Here is a 19,672-nt window from a genome sequence, read left to right on the forward strand (position 1 = left end):
TGTTGTGGATGTGTCGTGGTGCCGTCAAGTTCGTCGCCGGGACGACCACACGTCGACCGCGACCGCGGCGACGATCAGCACGCCCTTGATGACGTCCTGCCAATAGGCCGGGACCACCAGGATGTCCAGGCCGTTGTTGAGGGTCTGGATCATCAGCAGACCCAACGCGGTACCCCAGATGGTTCCGCGGCCGCCCATGAGGCTCGCGCCACCGATCACGACGGCCGCGATGGCGTCGAGTTCGTAACCCTGGCCGAGGTTGGGCGGACCGGAGATGACGCGCGACGCCAGCATGACGCCCGACAGACCGGCCAGCAGACCCGAGAACGCGTAAACGCTGAACAGCACGTTCTTGGCGTTGATACCGGCGATCTCGGCGGCGTGGCGGTTGCCGCCGACGGCGTAGACCCGCATGCCGTAGGTGGTGCGCTTCATGATGATCGCGAGCGCGATGATGCCGATGATCATCAGCAGCACCGGGATCTGCAGACCCAGGATCTTGGTGTTGGCGATCGACCCGAACTCCGGCGGCAGGCCGTTGATCGGTGCGCCGCCGCCGATCACATACGCCAGACCAGACCCCGCGGTGAGCGTGCCCAGGGTGGCGATGAACGGCGGGACATTGATGCGCGACACCAGGAATCCGTTGACGCAGCCCACCGCGAGACCGACCAGCATCGACACCAGCACGGTCAGCCACACCTGGCCGGGGTTGGCCTTCGCGGTGGCCGCGCCCGCCATGGCCGACACCGCGATGACGCTGCCGACCGACAGGTCGATGCCGCCGGTCAGGATGACCAGCGTCTGCCCCAGCGCGATGAGCGCGAAAGGTGCTGCGGCGACGAGGATCGTCACCAGGTTGTCCGGGGTGGCGAACCGGGCGCTGCGGTAGCTGAAGTACGCGATGACCAGCAGCATCACGATCACCATCGAGTAGCGCACCGCGATGCCCGTGGCCCAGGCCCGGGAGAACAGCTTGACGGGTTCGCCCGTGGTCGGTGAGGTGACGGTGGCGGAGGAATCCGGCACGGCGTCGTCGGGTTTCAATTCGGTGGTCACGATGTGATCTCCTGGCTTGTCTGGTCACTTCTGGCGTCCAGTGCGGTGGCCAACCGGAACACCGACTCTTGGACCTCGGGATGGTCGAGCGCTTCTCGGTCGAGTTCGCCGACAAACGCGCCGCCGCGCATGACGAAGGCGCGATGGGACAGGCCGACGACCTCCGGCATGTCCGAGGACGCCATCACCACGGCCATCCCCTGCGCGGCGAATTCGGTGATGATGCGGTAGATCTCGCTGCGGGCGCCGACGTCGACGCCGCGTGTGGGCTCGTCGAGCAGCAGGACGTTGACCTTGCCGGTCAGCCACCGCGCGAGCACCACCTTCTGCTGGTTGCCGCCGGAGAGCGTGCCGACCTCCTGGCCGAGCCCGCGGCTGCGCAGCCGCACCGACGACATCACCTCCGACACGGCCTGCGTGCGGGACTTGCCCCGCAGCCAGCCCGCGATGGAGAACGAGGACAGCCGCGGCAGCGTGCCGTTGTCCAGGACGCTCATCGACAGCACCGCACCGGACAGCTTGCGGTCCTCGGGCACCATCGCCATGCCCGCGGTGATCGCGGCCGCGGGCTGGTTGCGTTTGACGCTGCGCCCGCGCACCACCACGTCACCCGCGGTGCTGCGGCGGGCGCCGAAGATGGCCTCCAGCAACTCGGTTCGCCCGGCGCCGACCAGCCCGGCCAGACCGACGATCTCACCGGCGCGCACCGAGAAGGACACCGGTTCCGAGGCGCCCTCGACCTGAAGGTCGCGCACCTCGAGCACGGTCTCGTCGGCGGGTTCGGGACGGTCCGGGAACAGCGCCTCGAGTTCGCGGCCGATCATCGCGGTGACGATGTCGTCGTCGGACACGTCGTCGATCGGTTTGTCGAGGATCAACCCGCCGTCGCGCAGCACCACGACACGGTCGGCGATCGCGCGGATCTCGGCCATCTTGTGCGTGGTGTAGACCATCGCGACACCGTGGTCGCGCAGCCTACGCACGATCTTGTACAGGCCCTCCACCTCGCGCTCGGAGATCGCCGAGGTCGGCTCGTCGAGCATCACCACCTGGGCGCCGGTGCGGGCGGCCTTGACGATCTCGACTATCTGGCGCAGGCCCACGGGCAGGCTGCCCATGCGGGCGGTCGGCGAGATGCCGACGTCGAAGACCGCGAGGGTCTCCTTGGCCTCGGCGATCATCGCGCGCCGGTTGAGGAACGGTCCGCGCTTGAGTTCACGTCCGACGAACAGGTTCTCGTAGACGGTCATGTCCTCGATGGACGCGAGTTCCTGCGGCACGATCGCCACACCGTGCCGGACGGCGTCGCGCGTGTTGCCCGGGGTGAGGGTGGCGCCCTTGACCGACACCTCACCCTGGTCGGCGTTGTACTGACCCGAGATGATCTTCATCAGCGTGGACTTGCCTGCGCCGTTCTCGCCGGCCAGCGCGGTGACCGTACCGGGCTCGAGTTGCAGGCTGATGCCCTTGAGCACCGGCACACCGCCGAAACTCTTGTGGATGTCGGTGCATTCGAGCAGAGCGTTGGGACTCATGACGGGTTTCCCATCGATACCAGGACTTTCACGTTCTCACCGTCGGCCGAGGCCGCGAATGCCTCGTCGGTGTGGTCGAATTCGTATTCGGCGCTGATGATCTCGTCGACCGGCACCGCGCCCGATGCGAGCATGTCGATGGCGGCGGCGAAATCGTCGCGAACGTACATCAGGTTGCCGATGAGTGCGATCTCGCGGTCCTGGATCAACCCGAGCGGCACGGGTGTGGCGCCTTCGGCGACCCCGACGATCATCACCGCACCGCCCTTGTCCACCAGGTCGACCGCCTGGGCCACCGAGCTCTCGCGCGCCACGCAGTCGATCACCACCGCGGCCGGACCGCCGAGCAGATCGAGCGCGGTCGCGACCGCGTCGGGGGCTGCGGGATCGAAAGTGCCGACGGCGCCGAGCCGTTCGGCGCGTACCCGTTTGGACTCCAGCAGATCGGCCACCACGACCCGCGCGCCCGCGTGGCGGGCGGCCAGCAGCGCGAACAGGCCGATGGGTCCGGCGCCGATCACGACGACCGGGCGGTCCGTGAGATCACCGACGACCTGCTCGGCGCGGCGCACGGTGTGCACCGGGGTGGCCAGCGGTTCGATGAGGATCGCGTGGCGGTCGTCGAGGGCGTCGTCGAGTCGTACGAGCCGGTCGGCGCCGATGACGAACGAGTCAGCGAGCGCGCCCGGGGTCTGGCAGCCGAACACCCGCAGTTCGCGGCAGATGTTGTAGCGCCCGTCGCGGCACTGTGCGCACGCACCGCACGCCAGGTTGGGTTCGACGGCCACGCGTGCGCCCAGCCAGGAGTCGTCGACTCCCGCACCGAGCATCTCCACCACGCCGACGGCCTCGTGTCCGGGCCGGTACGGCAGGTCGATGAACGGGTGGTGTCCGCACGCGGCGTGCAGATCGGATCCGCAGATGCCAACCAGCACGGTGCGCACCCGCACCTCGCCGGGGCCCGGCTCCGGTTGCGGCACGGTCTCGATCGCGATGTCGTCGAGCGCGCTGACGACGACCCTTCTGATCTCGGTTCCTACCATGCGGTGTATCCGCCGTCCGCGACGAGCACCGAGCCGGTGATGAAGGAGGCCGCGTCGCTGGCCAGGAACACCACGCTGGGCGCGATCTCCTCGGGCACCGCGTAGCGCAGCTGCGGGGTGTCGTCGATCCAGTACCGCTTGAACTCCGGCCGGTCAACCGGGGCCATGTCGGTCTTCACGTATCCGGGAGCCAGCGCGTTGACCCGGATTCCCAACGGGGCCCACTCGGCGGCAAGGGATTTCGTGAGGTGGTGCACCGCGGCCTTGGAGGCGTTGTACGCGGGCTGCATCTGGGGGCGGTTGACGATGATGCCCGACATCGAGCCGATGTTGACCACCGAGCCGCTGCCGCGCTCACGCATGTGCGCACCGACGGCGAGCGAACACGCCCACAGCGCCTTGACGTTGAGGTCGAACACGTCGTCCCACTGCTCTTCGGTGACCGTCCAGGACTCACCGTGGTGGCACGTGCCCGCGTTGTTGACCAGGATGTCGATGTGACTGAGCGCGTCGATGGCCTCGGCCGTCATGCGCTCGACGTCCTCGGCCCTGGTGATGTCGGCCGTGATCGCGTGCAGTTGGTGTCCGGCCGCGGCGGCCTCGGCCGCGGTCTTCTCGTTGCGTTCGGCGTTGCGGCCCGAGAAGGCCACACGGGCACCGGCCTGTGCGAGTGCGATCGCGAAAGCCTTGCCCAGGCCCTGGTTTCCGCCGGTCACCAGCGCAGTGCGCCCGCTCAGATCGAATGCCGAACGCACATCCATAGCGGTGCTCCCCTTCGCTTCGGCCGTCACTCGGGCACCACGATCGACTTGAGGCTCGCGGGGTCGCTGTCGCTGTCGAGGGCCTCGGCGACATGGTCGAGGTCGTAGCGACCGGTCACCAGCGCGTCGAGATCGACAGCACCAGAACTCACGAGATGGATTGCCGCAGGCCACGTGTCGGTGTACCGGAACACGCCGGTCACGTTGATCTCCATGTTCTGGATGTAGCCGACGGGCAGCGTCACGTCGTCGGCGCCCATGCCGACCAGCACGACGTTGCCCGCGGGGCCGACGGCCTTGATGCCGGACACCACGGCAGGCGCGGCGCCGCTGGCATCGACGAACGCGTCGACCTTGGGGTCGAGTGCGGCGACGTCATCGACCGCGGGATCGAGCACCTCGGTGGCCCCGAACCGCAGGACCCGCTCGCGGCGTTCGGCCACCAGATCGGTCACCACGATGCGCGCGGCACCGAACGCGCGCGCGGTCTGCGCGCAGATCACGCCGATGGGCCCGGCGCCTGCGATGAGGATCGACGAACCTGGTACGACGCCGGCCTTGCGCATGGTCGCGATGGCCACCGACAGCGGTTCGAGCAGCGCCGCGGCGTCGTCGGAGATGGAGTCCGGCACGGCATGGGCCATGTCGTCGTCGATGGTGACGTAGCGGCAGAACGCCCCGTCGATCGGCGGGGTGGCATAGAACTTGATCTCGGGGCACAGGTTGTAGCGGCCGGCCTTGCACTGCTCGCAGCGCCGGCACGGGTGCTGCGGTTCGACCGCGACGCGCTGTCCGACCCGTGCGGGGTCGACGCCCTCACCGACCGCCGCGATCCGTCCCGACAACTCGTGGCCCAGGATCATCGGCTCGTTGACCACGAAGTCGCCGATACGACCGTGCCGGTAGTAGTGCACGTCGGAACCGCACACCCCGACGGCCGCGACCTCGACGAGCACCTCGTGCGGGCCCGGGGTCGGCACCGGCCGGTCCTCCACCACCACCGTGCCCACCGAGGTAAGCACGCTGGCGCGCATGGTGCCGCGGGCATCGGCTGCGACGGCGTTCATCTCGTTTCCTTTCCGGGGCGCGACCGGCGGTCTGCAGGCATGCATGGCCGTCGCGTCCGAGTTGCTCATCTGTTAGCGCGAAATCTCATTTGATGCTTGTGATGTGGATCATGCAATGCTCTATGCTCATGTGTCAACGCGTCTGCACATATGTGCAGAACGTCGGTGCAGAGCGGCCGGACAGAAGGGAGATGCGGCATGGGACCCGATGAGCTGTTCCAACGCGCGGTGATCGCGCGCCGCTACTACCTCGAAGGACGAACCCGCGTCCAGATCGCCGAGGAATTCGGCATCTCCCGGTTCAAGGTCGCCCGCATGCTCGACGAAGCACTCGGCTCCGGCATGGTCGAGATCAAGATCCACAACCCGGGATCCATCGACGTCGAGCTGTCCACCGCGCTGCAGCGGCGCTACGGGCTACAGCACGCGTACGCCGTGATGACCAGCCCCGACAGCGATCCGCGCGGCACCGACACCGTCGGCGCCGACGACCGCGTCGCCTCGGTCGCCAAGGCCATGGCCGAGCTGCTGCAGTCGATCCTGCGCGACGGCGACGTGATCGGCGTGGACTGCGGCCGCACCCTGGCGCACATCGCCGACCACATCACCGAACTCCCGCACTGCGACGTCGTCCAGCTCACCGGTATGGCAGGCGCGATCACGCACAACGGCGTCGACCTGGTGCGCCGGATCAGCGAGGTCAGCGGCGGGCAGACCTGGCCGCTGTATGCCCCGCTGGTGGTGTCGGACGCCCGCACGGCCGCGAGCCTGGCGAGCAGCCAGCAGATCCAGGACACCATCGCGCAGCACGCGAAGGTCACGTGCGCGATCGTCTCGGTCGGCGCCTGGGTCGAGGGCGCCTCGCAGGTGTACAGCTCGCTGACCACCACCGAGGTGGAGGCCCTGGAGGCCGCGGGCGTGTGCGCCGAATCGTGCGCGCTGCTGCTCGACGCCGAAGGCAACCGCCTGCCCGGGCTCGACGACCGCCGGATGGGCATCGACGAGGCCACACTGCGGGAGATCCCGACCGTCATCGCGATCGCCACCGGCCCGGAGAAGATCGCGGCGACACGCGCGGTGCTGCGCTCGGGAATGGTCTCATCACTGGTCACCGACGTCGAGATCGCCGCCGCGGTGCTCGACGACAACGCAAACGAGGAAGGCGCAAAGCGAACATGACTCAGGCACAAGAGCTCTCGGTCGACTTCGACTTCAGGCTCGACGGCAAGGTGGCGCTGGTGACCGGCGCCGCGTCCGGGATCGGCGCCGCGATCGCCTCGGCGTATGCCACCAAGGGCGCCCGCATCGCCGCGGTCGATCTCAACGCCGAGGGTGCCGAGGCGCTCGCCGCCCAACTGGGTGGCGACCGCGGTGCGCATCGTGGCTTCGCGTGCGACGTCGCCGACGCGGCATCGGTGCAGGCCGCCGCCGACGCCGTCGCCGCGGAGTTCGGCCGCATCGACATCCTGGTGAACAGTGCCGGTGTCGCCCGTCTGGCGCCGGCCGAGGAACTGTCCCTTCAGGATTGGGACAGCACGCTCGCGATCAACCTCAGCGGCACGTTCCTGATGTGCCAGGCCGTGGGCAAACGGATGCTCGAGGCCGGCGGCGGCGCCATCGTCAACATGGCGTCACAGGCCGCGACGGTCGCCCTGGATCAGCACGTGGCGTACTGCGCGTCGAAGTTCGGCGTGGTCGGCGTGTCGAAAGTGCTTGCCGCCGAATGGGGTGGGCGCGGCGTGCGGGTCAACACCATCTCGCCCACCGTGGTCCTGACCGAACTTGGCCACAAGGCGTGGGACGGCCCGCGCGGGGATGCCCTCAAGAAGCTCATCCCCACGGGCCGGTTCGCCTACCCGGACGAGATCGCCGCGGCCGCAGTGTTCCTCGCGTCCGACGCCGCCGCGATGATCAACGGCGCCGACCTGGTCATCGACGGCGGCTACACCATCAAGTAGCCCGGCACCCGCGCCGTCACAACAGGGTCGCGGTGCCGTCGGCGTGCACCTCGACGCGTGCCCCGGCGATGTCCTCACGCACGGTGGCCGCGGCCTGCGACTCGTCGGTGATCACCGCGAGCGTGCGCGCGCCATCGGGCGTGCGCACCGCCAGGAACGCCTTCTCCGGCGCACCGTCCCGGTTGAACGGCGTGGTCCAGGATTCGACCGTCCCGGTGCCCACCCATTCCACGGCCAGCTTGCGGGTGGGCTCGGCATCCACCACGGATTGCACGTCCTCCCAACGGAATTCCTGTTCAGGCGGTTCGGTGCCGTACACCCCGAAGCTGTGCTTGGTGAGGTATCCGCCGTTGGCGGTGATCAATCCGCGCGTGCCGGGCTCGGCGACGAGCTTCTCGGCCATGGTCGCGATCGAGTGCGTGACGTAGTTGTTCCATGGTCCGCCCGCGAAGGTCAGGCCTCCGGTCACCGTGAGCGGCCGTGCGGGATCGTCGGTCGGCAACCCGAGTTCGGCGGCCGCGACCTGGACCGCCGAGGGAAAGCACGAGTACACGTCGACGAAGTCGATCGCGTCGATATCGGCGCCCGCCAGTTCGAGCACCCGGCGTCCGGCGATGCGGATCGCCGGGGACCGGTGCAACTCGTCGCGTTCCCCGATCGCGTAGGTGTCGTGTGAATCGGTTCCCGCGTACGGGAAAACCCAGCGGTCCATGGGGATCTGAAGGTAGGTCGCCATCTGGACCGTGGTGAGGATCAGCACCGCACCCTGGTCGACCATGTTGTTGGAGTTCATGAGCTTCGGGTACGGCCAGCTGATCATCCGGTTGTCCGGCCCCACCTGCGTGATCTGCTGCGCGGTCACTGCGTCACGATTCCAGGCGTGCGGGTTCCTGGCGGCCACGGCGCTGAACCGCGACCACAGCGCACCGATCCGGTCGCGGTGCTCATCGGGTGTCTCCCCCGCCGCGATCCGCAGCGCCTGCTCGAACATCGGATACACGAACGCCGGGCGGTCCAGCTTGATCCGGTTCTCGGCGTCACCGGCCATGGGGACGTTGTCGTCGCCACCCGGGGCCACGGGCACGGTGTCGTCCTGACGTGTCCAGTCCGGGCGCACCCCGCGCGCCCGCAGACGACTGCGGGTCCGCCACGTCTCGGCACCCGCGATCAGCACCACCTCGGCACGTCCGGCCTGCAGATCCAGGCACGCGTGATTGACCAGGGTCTGCGGCACGTTGCCACCGATACCCGTGTACCGCGTCCGCGCCCCGGCGGCGCCGATGCGACCTGCGAGCAGCAGGCCCGGGTCCCGGTACCGCCACGACAACAGGTTGACCACGCGCACCGAGTCCACGGCCTGCAGCACACGGGGATCCACGGCGTTCCTGGCGGCCTCGGCCATCAGGTCCACCGGTTCGGTGGCAGGGTTCTCGTCGTATTGACTGACCTGGCCGTACCCGACCAACACGGGCGTTCGATTCACGGACACAGGACGTATTCAACAACTCGGCGTGCGGGTGAGGTCAGCCGCCCGCTGATTCAGGCCACGAGTTTCTCGACCCAGCCCAGCACCGCGTCCACGTCGGTCTCGACGTACATCAGGTCGACGAACGCGTCGGGGTAGCCGCCCTCGGCGAGGATTTTCACCGCGTCGGCGACCTGGCTCACGCTGCTGCCCGGCGCGACGTTGATCCGCACGTGGGTCGCGATGTTCGCCGGATCGCGGCCTGCGGCCTCGGCGGCCGCGTCGATCACCCGACGCTGCGCCCGCAACGCGTCGATGCTCACCGCGCCCGGCACGAACACCGCGGGCAGCCACCCGTCTCCGCGACGGCCGATGCGGCGCAGGCCCGCGGGTGTGAACGCGCCCAGACAAATCGGCAGCCGTGGCCGTTGCACGGGTTTGAGCCCGACCCACGACTCCGGTACCGACCACCGCTTGCCTTCGTGTCTCACGGGATCGTCGGTCCACAGCGCCTCGAGCGCGTCGAGGATCTCGTCGAGTTGCGCGCCCCTACCGTCGAACGGGGCACCCGCGGCCTGGTACTCCTCGGGCGACCAGCCGATGCCGAAACCCGGGGTCAGGCGGCCACCGCTGACGGCGTCGATGCTCGCGAGCTGACGCGCCAGCTGCACGGGCGGGTACCACGGCGCGACGAAGACACTGCTGCCCAGCCGTGCCGTCGACGTCGCGGCCGCGGCGACCGCGAGCGCGGTGAACGGGTCCAGGCAGGCCCGGAACTGCTCGGGGATGGTGTCACCGCCGGCATAACCCACCGTGGGGTCGACCGCTGCCAGCAACCGGTCCCCCACCCACAGACTCTGCGCTCCGAGCTGCTCGGCGGTGGACGCGAACCGCGCCAGCTCACCCCCGGCGGCAAAAGCGGCCGAACCGAACTGCGGTAACGCGAATCCCAGCACGTGGCAAGGGTAACCGGCGCATCGACCGATCGCGGGTTCGATCGCCGCACCGGGGGTATCCGAAAACAGGTACCGCGAGAACACGCGGTTGCCCCACACCATCGACCGCCAACCCTCACGATGGAGCCATGAGCGACGCGACCACATCCCCGGCGCTGACCGATTCGGAACTCGAACTGCTCGACGCGTACTGGCGCGCGGCCAACTACCTGTCCGTCGGCCAGATCTATCTGCTCGACAACCCCCTGCTCGCCGAACCGCTCGCGGCCGAACACGTCAAACCGCGTCTGCTCGGCCACTGGGGAACGACACCCGGCCTGAACCTGATCTACGCACATCTCAACCGGATCATCCGTGAGCGCGACGCCAACGTCATCTACATCACCGGCCCTGGCCACGGCGGTCCCGGTCTGGTGGCCAACGCATATCTGGAGGGCACCTACAGCGAGGTCTACACGGGAATCGGGCAGGATGTCGACGGGATGCGGAAACTGTTCCGGCAGTTCAGCTTTCCGGGCGGCATCCCCAGCCACGTGGCAGCCGAGACGCCCGGCTCGATCCACGAGGGCGGCGAACTGGGTTATGCACTGGTGCACGCGTACGGTGCGGCGTTCGACAACCCCGACCTCGTGGTGGCCTGCGTCGTGGGCGACGGCGAGGCCGAAACCGGTCCGCTCGCGGCGAGCTGGCACTCCAACAAGTTCCTCAATCCCGTCACCGACGGCGCGGTGCTGCCGATCCTGCACCTCAACGGCTACAAGATAGCCAATCCCACTGTGCTGTCCCGGATTCCGCAAGAGGAGCTCGAATCCCTGTTCCTCGGCTACGGATACCGGCCGATCACGGTCGCCGGTGACGACCCGGCGAACGTGCACCAGCAGCTGGCGATCGCGATGGACGAGGCGTTCGACCAGATCGCCGCGATCCAGCGCGCGGCGCGCCTCGACGACGAATCCGGGCGACCGCTGTGGCCGATGATCATCATGCGCACACCCAAGGGATGGACCGGTCCGGTTACGGTGGACGGGAACAAGGTGGAAGGCACCTGGCGCTCGCACCAGGTGCCGCTCTCGGAGACCCGCACCAATCCCGACCACATGGCCCAGCTCGAAGAGTGGCTGCGCAGTTACCGCCCGCACGAACTGTTCGACGGCACCGGGGCACTGCGACCGGAACTGCGCGCACTGGCGCCGGCAGGCGACCGCCGGATGAGCGCCAACCCGCACGCCAACGGCGGCCTGCTGCTGCGCGATCTGGACCTGCCCGATTTCACCGACTACGCGGTGCCCGTCGACAGGCCCGCGACCACCAGCGTCCAGGCCACCCAGGTGCTCGGCGAGTTCCTGCGCGACGTGATCGCCCGCAACCCGGACCGGTTCCGCGTCATGGGGCCCGACGAGACCGCGTCGAACCGGCTCTCGGCGGTGTTCGAGGCGACCGACAAGACCTGGCTGGCCGAGACCGGGCCCGACGACGAACACCTCGCGCCCGACGGACGCGTCATGGAGGTGCTGTCCGAGCACCTGTGCCAGGGCTGGCTGGAGGGTTACCTGCTGACCGGCAGGCACGGCCTCTTCAGTTGCTACGAGGCGTTCGTGCACATCGTCGACTCGATGCTCAATCAGCATGTCAAGTGGTTGACCAGCAGCGCGGCACTCACGTGGCGCAGGCCCATCGCGTCGCTGAACTACCTGCTGACCTCACATGTGTGGCGCCAGGACCACAACGGCGCGTCACACCAGGACCCCGGCTTCATCGACCACGTCGCCAACAAGCGACCCGAGGCGGTTCGGGTGTACCTGCCGCCCGACGCCAACACGCTGCTGTCGGTCGCCGACCACTGCCTGCGCAGCCGCCACTACGTCAACGTCGTCGTCGCGGGCAAGCAGCCCGCGCTGAGTTACCTCACGATGGACGAGGCGATCGCGCACTGCACGCGCGGGCTCGGCATCTGGGACTGGGCGAGCTCTGACACCTCGGGTGAACCGGATGTCGTGCTGGCCTGCGCGGGCGACATCCCGACGCTGGAGACGCTGGCCGCCGCCGACATCCTGCGCCGCAGGCTGCCCGATCTGAAGGTGCGTGTGGTCAACGTCGTCGACATCATGCGGCTGCAACCGGAATCAGAGCATCCGCACGGCTTGTCCGAACGCGACTTCGACTCGGTCTTCACCACCGACCGGCCGATCATCTTCGCCTACCACGGCTATCCGTGGCTGATCCACCGCCTGACCTACCGGCACGCCAACCACGCGCAACTGCACGTGCGTGGCTTCAAGGAGCGCGGCACCACCACGACACCCTTCGACATGGTGATGCTCAACGACCTGGACCGCTTCCATCTCGTCATGGACGTCATCGACCGCGTCGAGGGGCTCGGGACCCGGGCGGCCGCACTGCGTCAGGAGATGGCCGACGCGCGGCTGGCGGCGCGCCGGTACACCCGCGAGCACGGCGAGGACGATCCGGCCATCTCGGAGTGGACCTGGCAGGCCGATTGAGTTCGCCCGCGAAAGCTCGCTGAGCTTGGAGTTCGCGCCTGCTGGGTACACTGCGCAAGTTATGTCTGACCAGAGCGCCGTGGCCGCGCAACATCCCCACCCGCTGATGGCGCAGCTGGCCGCCCTGCACCACTTCCGCATCTACGTCGACATCGCGATCGTCGTCGTGGTGCTGGCGATGACCAATCTGATCGCCCACTTCACGACCCCGTGGGCCAGCATCGCGACCGTCCCCGCGGCAGCCGTCGGACTGCTCGCGCTGGCGCGCGCACGCGGCTGGGGCTGGACCGAGCTGGGCCTGGGCCGCGAACACTGGAAGACGGGTGCGGGCTATGCGCTCGCCGCGGTGGGTGTGGTTCTCTCGGTGATCGCGATCGGCGCGTTGCTGCCGTGGACGCGACCGATGTTCATGAACGACAACTACGCGACGCTGTCGGGCGCGCTGATCGCGTCGATGATCATCATCCCGCTGCAGACCGTGATCCCCGAGGAGCTGGCATTCCGCGGCGTGCTGCACGGCGCGCTGGACCGTGCGTGGGGTTTCCGAGGTGTCGCGGCGGCCGGGTCGCTCCTGTTCGGGATGTGGCACATCGCGACCTCCCTGGGTCTGACGAGCAGCAACGTCGGCTTCACACGCCTGTTCGGCGGTGGCATTCTCGGCACCGTCGCCGGCGTCGTGCTCGCAGTCGTCGCCACCGGCATCGCGGGTTTCGTGTTCAGCTGGCTGCGCAGGCGCAGCGGCAGCCTCCTGGCTCCGATCGCCCTGCACTGGTCGCTCAACGGCATGGGCGCGCTGGCCGCCGCAGTCGTCTGGCACATCTCGACCTGAGTCAGGGGCGATCGACGTCGTCCACGTCGGTTCCGGCTTTCCCATCGGCACGGTGGCGCGCGCGGAACTGCCGGTTCTTGAGCTTGTTCCCGCAGACCGACATCGTGCACCAGGATCCCCCGTGGTTGCGGGAGCGGTCGTAGAACGCCCAGCGGCAGTCCTCGTTGGCGCACGCCTTGAGCCGGCCCCACGTGCCGTCGCGTTGCGCGTCGCGCATCACGACCAGAAGTTCCACCAGGCGCTCGATGACCGAGTCACCCGCGGCGCACAGTGCCACCTCTCCGTCGGCGCCGAGTTCGGCGCGTGCGGTCGCACTGTCGGCCACCTGGCGCAGTGCACCGAGCGTCTCGGGCGCGGGCGCGGGACCCCCCACGTTGACCACCAGAAGCGCCCGCAGCGCCTCCCTGACGCCCAGCAGCAGGTCCATCTCGTCGCGCGTCGGTGTGGATCCGGGGCTCAGCAGGTCGTTGTCGATCAGCCACGGAACGGCGTGGGCGGGATCCGCCAGCCGGTCCTGCCCGCGCTCGAGGTCGACGGTGTTCACCAGCGCCTGGATGCGCGACAGCGGCCCAGGAGCGGGTTTTGTTTCGCTGTCTCCGGTCCATGTCACCATGACCCCACTCTACCCTTCGTGACCGGTGAAATGGTTTGACTAGTCATTCATGACCGGCGTAACCTTTTAGGAAGTCACGGTCTTGAACCGGAATTCGTAACTACACGAGGTAGCGGCATGACTGACAACCGAACTTCACCGGCCCTGGCGCCGGCACCACGCACCCACCGCCGCGTCACCGCAACCCCGGTGGCCGTGCGCGCCTCGATCCGCGCCCGCATCGAGGCCCGCATCCACGCGAACAAACTCGACGCGGCCCTGGCCGTCGGGGCGCCGACGCCGCCGGGCAGTGCCATCGCAGTGCGCGCCGACCGGTTGACCTCAGCCTCGGAACGGCACGCCATCGCACGCACGTTGCGACGCGCCGTACGCGACGCTGCGAGTGACATATGGCAGATCTCGGCACGGGTTCCGTTGCACCGCAAGAACATCGACGAGTGCCGCGAGCTCATCGAGGCGATCGCACAACGCCTGCACGCGCCCGCGCCGGTGAGCGCACGCGGCATGGCCCGGCTGAGCCGCCTGATCGGCGACGGATGCGGGCCGCTGTACGCGATGGGTCGCGGAGACCTTGCCGGCCGTCTCGGCGCGGCACTCGCCGCGCTCTAGGTTCACCGCGGGGTTCACAGAACGAGCACCGCGGCGCCCGAGATCCGCCCGGCGCCCAGATCCGCCAGGGCCTGATCCGCACGGTCCAGCGGATACTCCGGCGTGGTCACCTGCATGCGGTGTTCGGCGACGAACGACAAGAACTCGCGGGCATCGGCCCGGGTGTTGGCGGTGACCGACCGGATCTCGCGCTCCTGGAACAGGTGGTCCTGGTAGTTGAGTGACGGGATGTCGCTGAGGTGGATGCCCGCGATCGCCAGCACGCCGCCGCGGTCCAGCGCGGCCATCGCGGGCAGGACCAGATCGCCGACGGGGGCGAACAGGATCGCCGCGTCGAGCGGTTCGGGCGGCATGTCGGTGGCGCCCTGCGCCGACGCCGCGCCCAGCGCGAGCGCGAGTTCACGAGCCTGCTCACCACGGGTCATGACGTGCACGCGCGCACCCCGCGCCAATGCCACCTGAGCCGTGAGGTGCGCGCTGCCACCGAAGCCGTAGATGCCGAGGCGCCCGCTCGCAGGAAGCCCGGTGCGCATGAGAGCGCGATAGCCGATGATGCCCGCGCACAGCAGCGGGGCCAGTTCGGTGTCTGAGTACCCGCCAGGCAGACGATGCGCGTATGCCGCGGGCACCGTGGTGTATTCGGCATAACCGCCGTCGGCATCCCACCCTGTGTACCGCGATTCGGGGCACAGGTTTTCCCGCCCGCGCAGGCAGTATGCGCACCGGCCGCACGTGTATCGCAGCCAGGCGACACCTACGCGGTCACCTGCGGCGAACCCGTGCACGTCGGGACCGGCCGCGACAACTTCGCCGACCACCTCGTGGCCCGGGATCACATTGGGCCGGTGTACCGCCAGATCACCTTCGGCAACATGCAGGTCCGTGCGGCACACGCCGCACGCACGAACCGCGACGAGAAGTTCGCCGTCGCCCGGTTCCGGCCTGGGCACCGTCGCGCGGTGCAGAGGGCGCGTGTCGACCGGCCCCGGGCTGACGACCTGCCATGCGGTCATGGCGGAGGAGCTCATGACCTATGTATTACCGGGAGTCAGCTACGGCTGCGCACCATACCGACAAGCCACAGCAGGATCACCGAGCCCAGGATGGCCGTGAACAGGGTGAACCACCAGCCGCCGCCCGCGGTGTCGAGGAAGAAGCTGAGCAAAAAGCCGCCGATGAGCGCGCCGACCACTCCGATGACGATGTTCATCAGGAGCCCCGATCCGCCGCCTTTGACGATCTTGCCCGCGATCCAGCCGGCGATCGCGCCGATGATGATGTAGCCGATCCAGCCGACACTCGTCAGCGTGCTCGAGCGCGCCAGGATCTCGGTTGCTGCCAGTACGTCCATTAGAGGCCTCCTTGCCTTTCTTGGCCGCCCAACTCGGGCCTTACGCCCTGGCTCGGCTCCTTCGCCGGGCCACTTCCAGGTCTACCCCGCGAACGTAACGATTTAGCCGACCGATCGAACACGATCGGTCGTCGGTGCGAGGGGCATCGACGATGCACGGACTGGGCCGGCTACGTTCCGCCGACAGCGAAACGCACATATGGCAAAGGAATTCCCCGTTGTCGGGACACAAGCAGTTAGCTACCCTAGTCATTATCTGGCAACTTGCTGTGATCACGCGGCGGCGCGAGCCGCACCGCTGCCGTCGAGATTGGGATGTTGCTATGTGCAGCACATACCGCCGGGTGGCGCGCCCCGCGTGCGTCGCGATCCCCGCGCGTGCCGACGCATCAGCTATCTCACATCCACCCCGTCAGTCACATTGTTCACACGTGTCACAGCATCGGTTAGGCAAATGATGCCGACGTGCGAGGAGGCAACGATGAAGGCACTGATCGGACTGGCTGTCGGCGCACTCGCGGCCGGCGGCATCGCCCTGGCGACGGCGTCGCCTGCGAGTGCCGGATGTCAGGGTGGATGGACACCGTGGGGTGGCGGGACCACGTGTGACGGGCCCATCGCCCAGGACGGCACGTTCCAGCGCTGCGTCACCGCGGGCGCTCTCGGCTTCGGCGGCACCAACTGCTACCTGCTGAACGTCAACAACCTCGCGGGCAACATCCCGTACGTCGGGCCGTAGAGCGAAACACAAAAGCGAACGACCCCGGACCCATGCGGGCCGGGGTCGTTCACCACGTGCGGATCAGGCCGGAGGCATCATCTCCGGCGGCGCATCGGTCACCGGGACCGGAACGCCGACGCCGGGGCGGGCCGGCGGCGCGTTGGGATCCGGCGGCGGAGGTGCCGCGTTGGGATCGGCCGGATCGGCCGGAGCGGGCGGCGGAGGCGGCGGAGGCGCCCACGGGCGGATCGAATTCGCCAGTGCCACAGCGGCATCCTTGTCGATCGGGTTGTTCGCAGTGCCCAGCCACACGACGAACCAGCGTTCGGGCGTGCGCTGTCCGCGCGGCGTACCGGGCGCGACCGGCTGCCCGACCACGCCGGCCCAGATCTGACCGGCAGGCTTGTTGGCGTCGGTGAATTTGACCTCGTAATACGACGCCACGCCGGGCATACCGTCGGCGTTCAGCTGCACGGTCTGCTGATTGACCCGCGTACCGGGGAACGGCATGAAGAACTCACCCATGTCGGAGGCGAGTCGCACGGCGGCCTTGTTGTTGTCGGGTTCGGCGCCCGCGAAGAGCTTGAGGTCAAGACGGCCCAGCAGCACGCTGGTGTCGTTCGGCGGCTCGGCACCCTCGGCAACGGTCTTGGTCAGCAACGCCTGGCCGTACGAGAGCTGCGTGGCGTCCGACACCTGCCAACCCTCGGGAACCACATAGCTGAAGCCACCCGCCGCGTTGTCGACGCGGCCGGGCTCGGGCGCAGGCGGCTCCTCGGCAGGTGCGGGCGCGGGTGCGTTCGGATCGGCGGGCGCGGGTGCGGGCGCATTGGGATCGGCGGGCGCGGGTGCCGGAGCAGGCGCCGGGGCCGGAGCACCAGGAGCCGGCGCCGGGGCAGGTGCGGGAGCCGGAGCAGGCGCGGGAGCCGGAGCGGGCGCGTTCGGGTCTGCAGGCGGCGGCGCGGGCAGGAAGGTGTTACCGGGCGGCGGCGGTGGCGGCTCGGGATCCGCGTGCGCCACCGACGGCAGCGCCACCGCGACCGCCGTCATGCCGGTCACCGCAGCCAGCGTCAGCTTCTTCGACAGACCTGAGCGTCGATGAGACATCGAGTCCGACTCGTACATGGGGAAGAAACTACCGTGTTACGGCCGTGACGCAAGTGTGAGTTGCTCTTAGAGTGTTTTTCTGAGAGGTTGCTGAGCACAGCGACAGTAGAAGTCAATGGCATGAAGGCCAGTTGCTGGCACGACGAGGCCCGGACCGCCACGCCGAGGCCGTCAGACTCCCGCCGGCAACACCGTACCGCCCGTATTCTGACCGTTTAATCGCGCCCCGCGCGCGCCGCGTTACGACTCCGGGGACCGCTCGCGAGCGAACTTCGGCACGCGAGCACGGGCGCGTTGAGTTTCGTCAGCTAGCTACCGTCCAGTAACATTGGGGGCTGATCACCCGCCGACCGGCGTGGTGATCCCCGGTACATGGAGGTACATCATGGCGGAGGTGCTGGTCACCGGCGGCGACACCGAACTCGGACGCGCGATCGCGCAGGGTTTTCGGGACGCAGGCCACAATGTGGTGATCGCGGGCGCCCGCCGCGACGATCTTGAGGTCGCCGCCAAGGAACTGGATATCGAATCGATCGTCTTCGACAACACCGACGCAGCGAGCCTCGAAGCCGTGCGCGGCCAGTTCCCGCACCACCTCGACACCCTGGTCAACGTGCCCGCCCCGCGCTGGGAGGCCAAGGATCCCCGTACCTACACGCTCGCCGACCTGGCCTCGGCGTGGCGCAACAACCTCGACGCGACCGTGGTGTCGGCGGCGCTGACGGTGCAGATCGTGGGCGACCACCTCCGCTCCGGCGGTTCGATCGTCAACGTCCTGCCGGAGAGCGCCAAGGAGGGCAGCGTCGAGGCCGCGATCAAAGCCGCGCTGTCGGACTGGACCGCCGGACAGGCGGATTTCTTCGGCACCCGGGGCATCACCATCAACGCGGTCGCCGCGGGTCGCAGCGCCGAGCAGGCCTACGACGGGCTGACCCGCACTCCCCCGTCGGTCGCCGACGAGTTCACCAGGCTGGCGCTGTTCCTGTCGACGCCGGCCGCGCGGCACATCACCGGGCAGACGCTGCACGTCAGCCGCGGTGCGCTCGCCACCGTCTGACAACGCGTTTAGGGTCGGAGAAGTGACAATCCGACTCGCTCTCCAGATTCCCAACTTCAGCTACGGCACCGGCGTCGAAGAACTCTTCCCCACCGTCATCGCGCAGGCCAAAGAAGCCGAGGACGCGGGGTTCGACACCGTGTTCGTGATGGACCACTTCTACCAATTGCCGGGCATCGGTGAACCCGAGGAACCGATGCTGGAGGCCTACACCGCGCTCGGCGGCCTGGCCACCGCGACCGAACGCGTGCAACTGGGCACGCTCGTCACGGGCAACACCTACCGCAATCCCACCCTGCTGGCCAAGGCCATCACGACGCTCGACGTGGTCAGCCGCGGCCGCGCGGTGCTCGGCCTCGGCACCGGGTGGTTCGAACTCGAGCACGACCAACTCGGTTACGAATTCGGCACATTCACGCAGCGCTTCGAAAAGCTCGACGAGGCACTGCAGATCATCCTGCCGATGCTCAAAGGCGAGCGCCCCACGTTCAGCGGGAAGTACTACCGCACCGAGAACGCGCTGGCCAATCCCCGCTTCCGCGACCACATTCCGTTGATGATCGGCGGTAGCGGCGAGAAGAAGACGATCCCCATGGCCGTCCGCCACTTCGACCACCTCAACGTGATCGCCGGATTCGACGAACTGGCGCGCAAACTCGACGTCATCAAGAAGAACTGCGACGAGATCGACCGGGATCCGGCGACGCTGGAGACCAGCGTGCTGCTGAGCGCGATCATCGACGAGAACGCATCACTCGACGCGATCCCCGAACCGTTCAGGCAGCGCAGCGTCGTGGGAACGCCCGAGCAGATCGCCGAACAGGTCAAGACCAAGGTGCTCGATCTGGGCATCGACGGCGTCGCGATCAACATCCCCACGTGGCAGCTCGGATACCGCCCAGGAGACATCACAGCCATCGGCGAAGCGTTGAAACCACTGATATCTGGGTAGACGTTCGGTGCGGTTGCCCACGTCACCGCGCTGTGGGGAATCGCGCCGACTAATCTGTTCGTTGTACCGAGTGGTAGAAAACGTTTGC

The 19,672-nt window shown here is 68.3% G+C and carries 19 protein-coding genes; 8 read left to right on the top strand and 11 right to left on the bottom strand.

Annotation, left to right across the window (positions count from 1 at the left end):
* Window positions 1-24: 24 nt before the first annotated feature.
* Genes AT701_RS17970 through AT701_RS17990 form a run of 5 tightly spaced genes read right to left on the bottom strand, consistent with a single transcriptional unit; the run spans window position 25 to window position 5,465 of the window.
* On the bottom strand, window positions 25-1,059 hold the full coding sequence (locus tag AT701_RS17970; RefSeq protein WP_011729194.1) for an ABC transporter permease: 1,035 nt from the start codon (window positions 1,057-1,059) through the stop codon (window positions 25-27).
* The gene (locus AT701_RS17975) at window positions 1,056-2,594 is read right to left on the bottom strand and encodes a sugar ABC transporter ATP-binding protein (RefSeq protein WP_011729195.1); all 1,539 of its coding nucleotides are present in this window, start codon (window positions 2,592-2,594) and stop codon (window positions 1,056-1,058) included. The genes AT701_RS17970 and AT701_RS17975 overlap by 4 nt, the downstream gene beginning before the upstream one ends.
* A complete protein-coding gene (locus AT701_RS17980) occupies window positions 2,591-3,637 on the bottom strand; it encodes a zinc-dependent alcohol dehydrogenase (RefSeq protein ID WP_058126342.1) in 1,047 nt (348 codons plus the stop codon). Before AT701_RS17980 ends, AT701_RS17975 begins: the two co-directional genes overlap by 4 nt.
* Window positions 3,631-4,398, bottom strand: a complete 768-nt coding sequence (locus tag AT701_RS17985; protein WP_058126343.1) for an SDR family NAD(P)-dependent oxidoreductase — start codon at window positions 4,396-4,398, stop codon at window positions 3,631-3,633. Before AT701_RS17985 ends, AT701_RS17980 begins: the two co-directional genes overlap by 7 nt.
* A 26-nt stretch (window positions 4,399-4,424) precedes the next feature.
* Window positions 4,425-5,465, bottom strand: coding sequence for an NAD(P)-dependent alcohol dehydrogenase (locus tag AT701_RS17990; protein ID WP_058126344.1), 1,041 nt, complete (start codon window positions 5,463-5,465; stop codon window positions 4,425-4,427).
* A gap of 198 nt (window positions 5,466-5,663) precedes the next feature.
* Here AT701_RS17990 and AT701_RS17995 point away from each other — a divergent pair, with 198 nt between their 5' ends.
* Complete coding sequence (locus AT701_RS17995; protein WP_058126345.1) at window positions 5,664-6,644, top strand: sugar-binding transcriptional regulator; 981 nt, start codon at window positions 5,664-5,666, stop codon at window positions 6,642-6,644.
* On the top strand, window positions 6,641-7,423 hold the full coding sequence (dthD, locus tag AT701_RS18000) for a D-threitol dehydrogenase (protein WP_011729199.1): 783 nt from the start codon (window positions 6,641-6,643) through the stop codon (window positions 7,421-7,423). Before AT701_RS17995 ends, dthD begins: the two co-directional genes overlap by 4 nt.
* Window positions 7,424-7,439: 16 nt before the next feature.
* Here the strand turns inward: dthD and AT701_RS18005 are convergent, their stop codons facing one another.
* The gene (locus tag AT701_RS18005; RefSeq protein ID WP_058126346.1) at window positions 7,440-8,912 is read right to left on the bottom strand and encodes an acetyl-CoA acetyltransferase; all 1,473 of its coding nucleotides are present in this window, start codon (window positions 8,910-8,912) and stop codon (window positions 7,440-7,442) included.
* Between the two features lie 50 nt (window positions 8,913-8,962).
* On the bottom strand, window positions 8,963-9,844 hold the full coding sequence (locus tag AT701_RS18010) for a TIGR03619 family F420-dependent LLM class oxidoreductase (RefSeq protein ID WP_058127658.1): 882 nt from the start codon (window positions 9,842-9,844) through the stop codon (window positions 8,963-8,965).
* A 128-nt stretch (window positions 9,845-9,972) separates the two neighbouring features.
* On the opposite strand from AT701_RS18010, the gene AT701_RS18015 reads away from it, so the two are divergent.
* Window positions 9,973-12,345 carry a phosphoketolase family protein gene (locus tag AT701_RS18015; RefSeq protein WP_003895065.1) on the top strand — a complete coding sequence of 791 codons (2,373 nt, stop codon included), beginning with the start codon at window positions 9,973-9,975 and terminating at the stop codon, window positions 12,343-12,345.
* Window positions 12,346-12,406: 61 nt separating this feature from the next.
* On the top strand, window positions 12,407-13,174 hold the full coding sequence (locus tag AT701_RS18020; RefSeq protein ID WP_014877763.1) for a CPBP family intramembrane glutamic endopeptidase: 768 nt from the start codon (window positions 12,407-12,409) through the stop codon (window positions 13,172-13,174).
* A 1-nt stretch (window position 13,175) separates the two neighbouring features.
* Here AT701_RS18020 and AT701_RS18025 read toward each other — a convergent pair whose 3' ends face one another.
* Window positions 13,176-13,787 (bottom strand): CGNR zinc finger domain-containing protein, encoded by a 612-nt coding sequence (locus tag AT701_RS18025; protein ID WP_011729205.1) that lies wholly within the window; start codon window positions 13,785-13,787, stop codon window positions 13,176-13,178.
* 117 nt (window positions 13,788-13,904) lie between these two features.
* Between AT701_RS18025 and AT701_RS18030 the strand changes: the two genes are divergently transcribed.
* Window positions 13,905-14,396 (top strand): hypothetical protein, encoded by a 492-nt coding sequence (locus AT701_RS18030; RefSeq protein ID WP_003895068.1) that lies wholly within the window; start codon window positions 13,905-13,907, stop codon window positions 14,394-14,396.
* A gap of 14 nt (window positions 14,397-14,410) precedes the next feature.
* Here AT701_RS18030 and AT701_RS18035 read toward each other — a convergent pair whose 3' ends face one another.
* Together AT701_RS18035 and AT701_RS18040 are read right to left on the bottom strand one after the other, a co-directional pair.
* Window positions 14,411-15,409, bottom strand: coding sequence for a zinc-binding alcohol dehydrogenase family protein (locus AT701_RS18035; protein ID WP_003895069.1), 999 nt, complete (start codon window positions 15,407-15,409; stop codon window positions 14,411-14,413).
* A gap of 35 nt (window positions 15,410-15,444) precedes the next feature.
* The gene (locus tag AT701_RS18040) at window positions 15,445-15,747 is read right to left on the bottom strand and encodes a GlsB/YeaQ/YmgE family stress response membrane protein (RefSeq protein ID WP_003895070.1); all 303 of its coding nucleotides are present in this window, start codon (window positions 15,745-15,747) and stop codon (window positions 15,445-15,447) included.
* Window positions 15,748-16,228: 481 nt separating this feature from the next.
* On the opposite strand from AT701_RS18040, the gene AT701_RS18045 reads away from it, so the two are divergent.
* Window positions 16,229-16,486, top strand: a complete 258-nt coding sequence (locus AT701_RS18045) for a CDGP domain-containing protein (RefSeq protein WP_003895071.1) — start codon at window positions 16,229-16,231, stop codon at window positions 16,484-16,486.
* A 63-nt stretch (window positions 16,487-16,549) separates the two neighbouring features.
* On the opposite strand, the gene AT701_RS18050 is transcribed toward AT701_RS18045, so the two are convergent.
* Window positions 16,550-17,593 carry an alanine and proline-rich secreted protein Apa gene (locus AT701_RS18050; protein ID WP_058126347.1) on the bottom strand — a complete coding sequence of 348 codons (1,044 nt, stop codon included), beginning with the start codon at window positions 17,591-17,593 and terminating at the stop codon, window positions 16,550-16,552.
* A 367-nt stretch (window positions 17,594-17,960) separates the two neighbouring features.
* Between AT701_RS18050 and AT701_RS18055 the strand changes: the two genes are divergently transcribed.
* A complete protein-coding gene (locus AT701_RS18055; RefSeq protein WP_011729209.1) occupies window positions 17,961-18,632 on the top strand; it encodes an SDR family oxidoreductase in 672 nt (223 codons plus the stop codon).
* A gap of 22 nt (window positions 18,633-18,654) precedes the next feature.
* Window positions 18,655-19,584, top strand: a complete 930-nt coding sequence (locus AT701_RS18060; RefSeq protein WP_003895075.1) for an LLM class F420-dependent oxidoreductase — start codon at window positions 18,655-18,657, stop codon at window positions 19,582-19,584.
* Window positions 19,585-19,672 lie beyond the last annotated feature (88 nt).

The organism is Mycolicibacterium smegmatis (genome assembly GCF_001457595.1).
Classification (GTDB): Bacteria; Actinomycetota; Actinomycetes; order Mycobacteriales; family Mycobacteriaceae; genus Mycobacterium; species Mycobacterium smegmatis.

Excerpts from the sequence above, each read along its gene's own strand:
- AT701_RS17975 (WP_011729195.1), bottom strand. The coding sequence starts at position 2,594 with ATGAGTCCCAACGCTCTGCTCGAATGCACCGACATCCACAAGAGTTTC.
- AT701_RS17980 (WP_058126342.1), bottom strand. The coding sequence starts at position 3,637 with ATGGTAGGAACCGAGATCAGAAGGGTCGTCGTCAGCGCGCTCGACGAC.
- AT701_RS17985 (WP_058126343.1), bottom strand. The coding sequence starts at position 4,398 with ATGGATGTGCGTTCGGCATTCGATCTGAGCGGGCGCACTGCGCTGGTG.
- AT701_RS17990 (WP_058126344.1), bottom strand. The coding sequence starts at position 5,465 with ATGAACGCCGTCGCAGCCGATGCCCGCGGCACCATGCGCGCCAGCGTG.
- AT701_RS17995 (WP_058126345.1), top strand. The coding sequence starts at position 5,664 with ATGGGACCCGATGAGCTGTTCCAACGCGCGGTGATCGCGCGCCGCTAC.
- dthD (WP_011729199.1), top strand. The coding sequence starts at position 6,641 with ATGACTCAGGCACAAGAGCTCTCGGTCGACTTCGACTTCAGGCTCGAC.
- AT701_RS18015 (WP_003895065.1), top strand. The coding sequence starts at position 9,973 with ATGAGCGACGCGACCACATCCCCGGCGCTGACCGATTCGGAACTCGAA.
- AT701_RS18020 (WP_014877763.1), top strand. The coding sequence starts at position 12,407 with ATGTCTGACCAGAGCGCCGTGGCCGCGCAACATCCCCACCCGCTGATG.
- AT701_RS18025 (WP_011729205.1), bottom strand. The coding sequence starts at position 13,787 with ATGGTGACATGGACCGGAGACAGCGAAACAAAACCCGCTCCTGGGCCG.
- AT701_RS18030 (WP_003895068.1), top strand. The coding sequence starts at position 13,905 with ATGACTGACAACCGAACTTCACCGGCCCTGGCGCCGGCACCACGCACC.
- AT701_RS18035 (WP_003895069.1), bottom strand. The coding sequence starts at position 15,409 with ATGACCGCATGGCAGGTCGTCAGCCCGGGGCCGGTCGACACGCGCCCT.
- AT701_RS18040 (WP_003895070.1), bottom strand. The coding sequence starts at position 15,747 with ATGGACGTACTGGCAGCAACCGAGATCCTGGCGCGCTCGAGCACGCTG.
- AT701_RS18045 (WP_003895071.1), top strand. The coding sequence starts at position 16,229 with ATGAAGGCACTGATCGGACTGGCTGTCGGCGCACTCGCGGCCGGCGGC.
- AT701_RS18050 (WP_058126347.1), bottom strand. The coding sequence starts at position 17,593 with ATGTACGAGTCGGACTCGATGTCTCATCGACGCTCAGGTCTGTCGAAG.
- AT701_RS18055 (WP_011729209.1), top strand. The coding sequence starts at position 17,961 with ATGGCGGAGGTGCTGGTCACCGGCGGCGACACCGAACTCGGACGCGCG.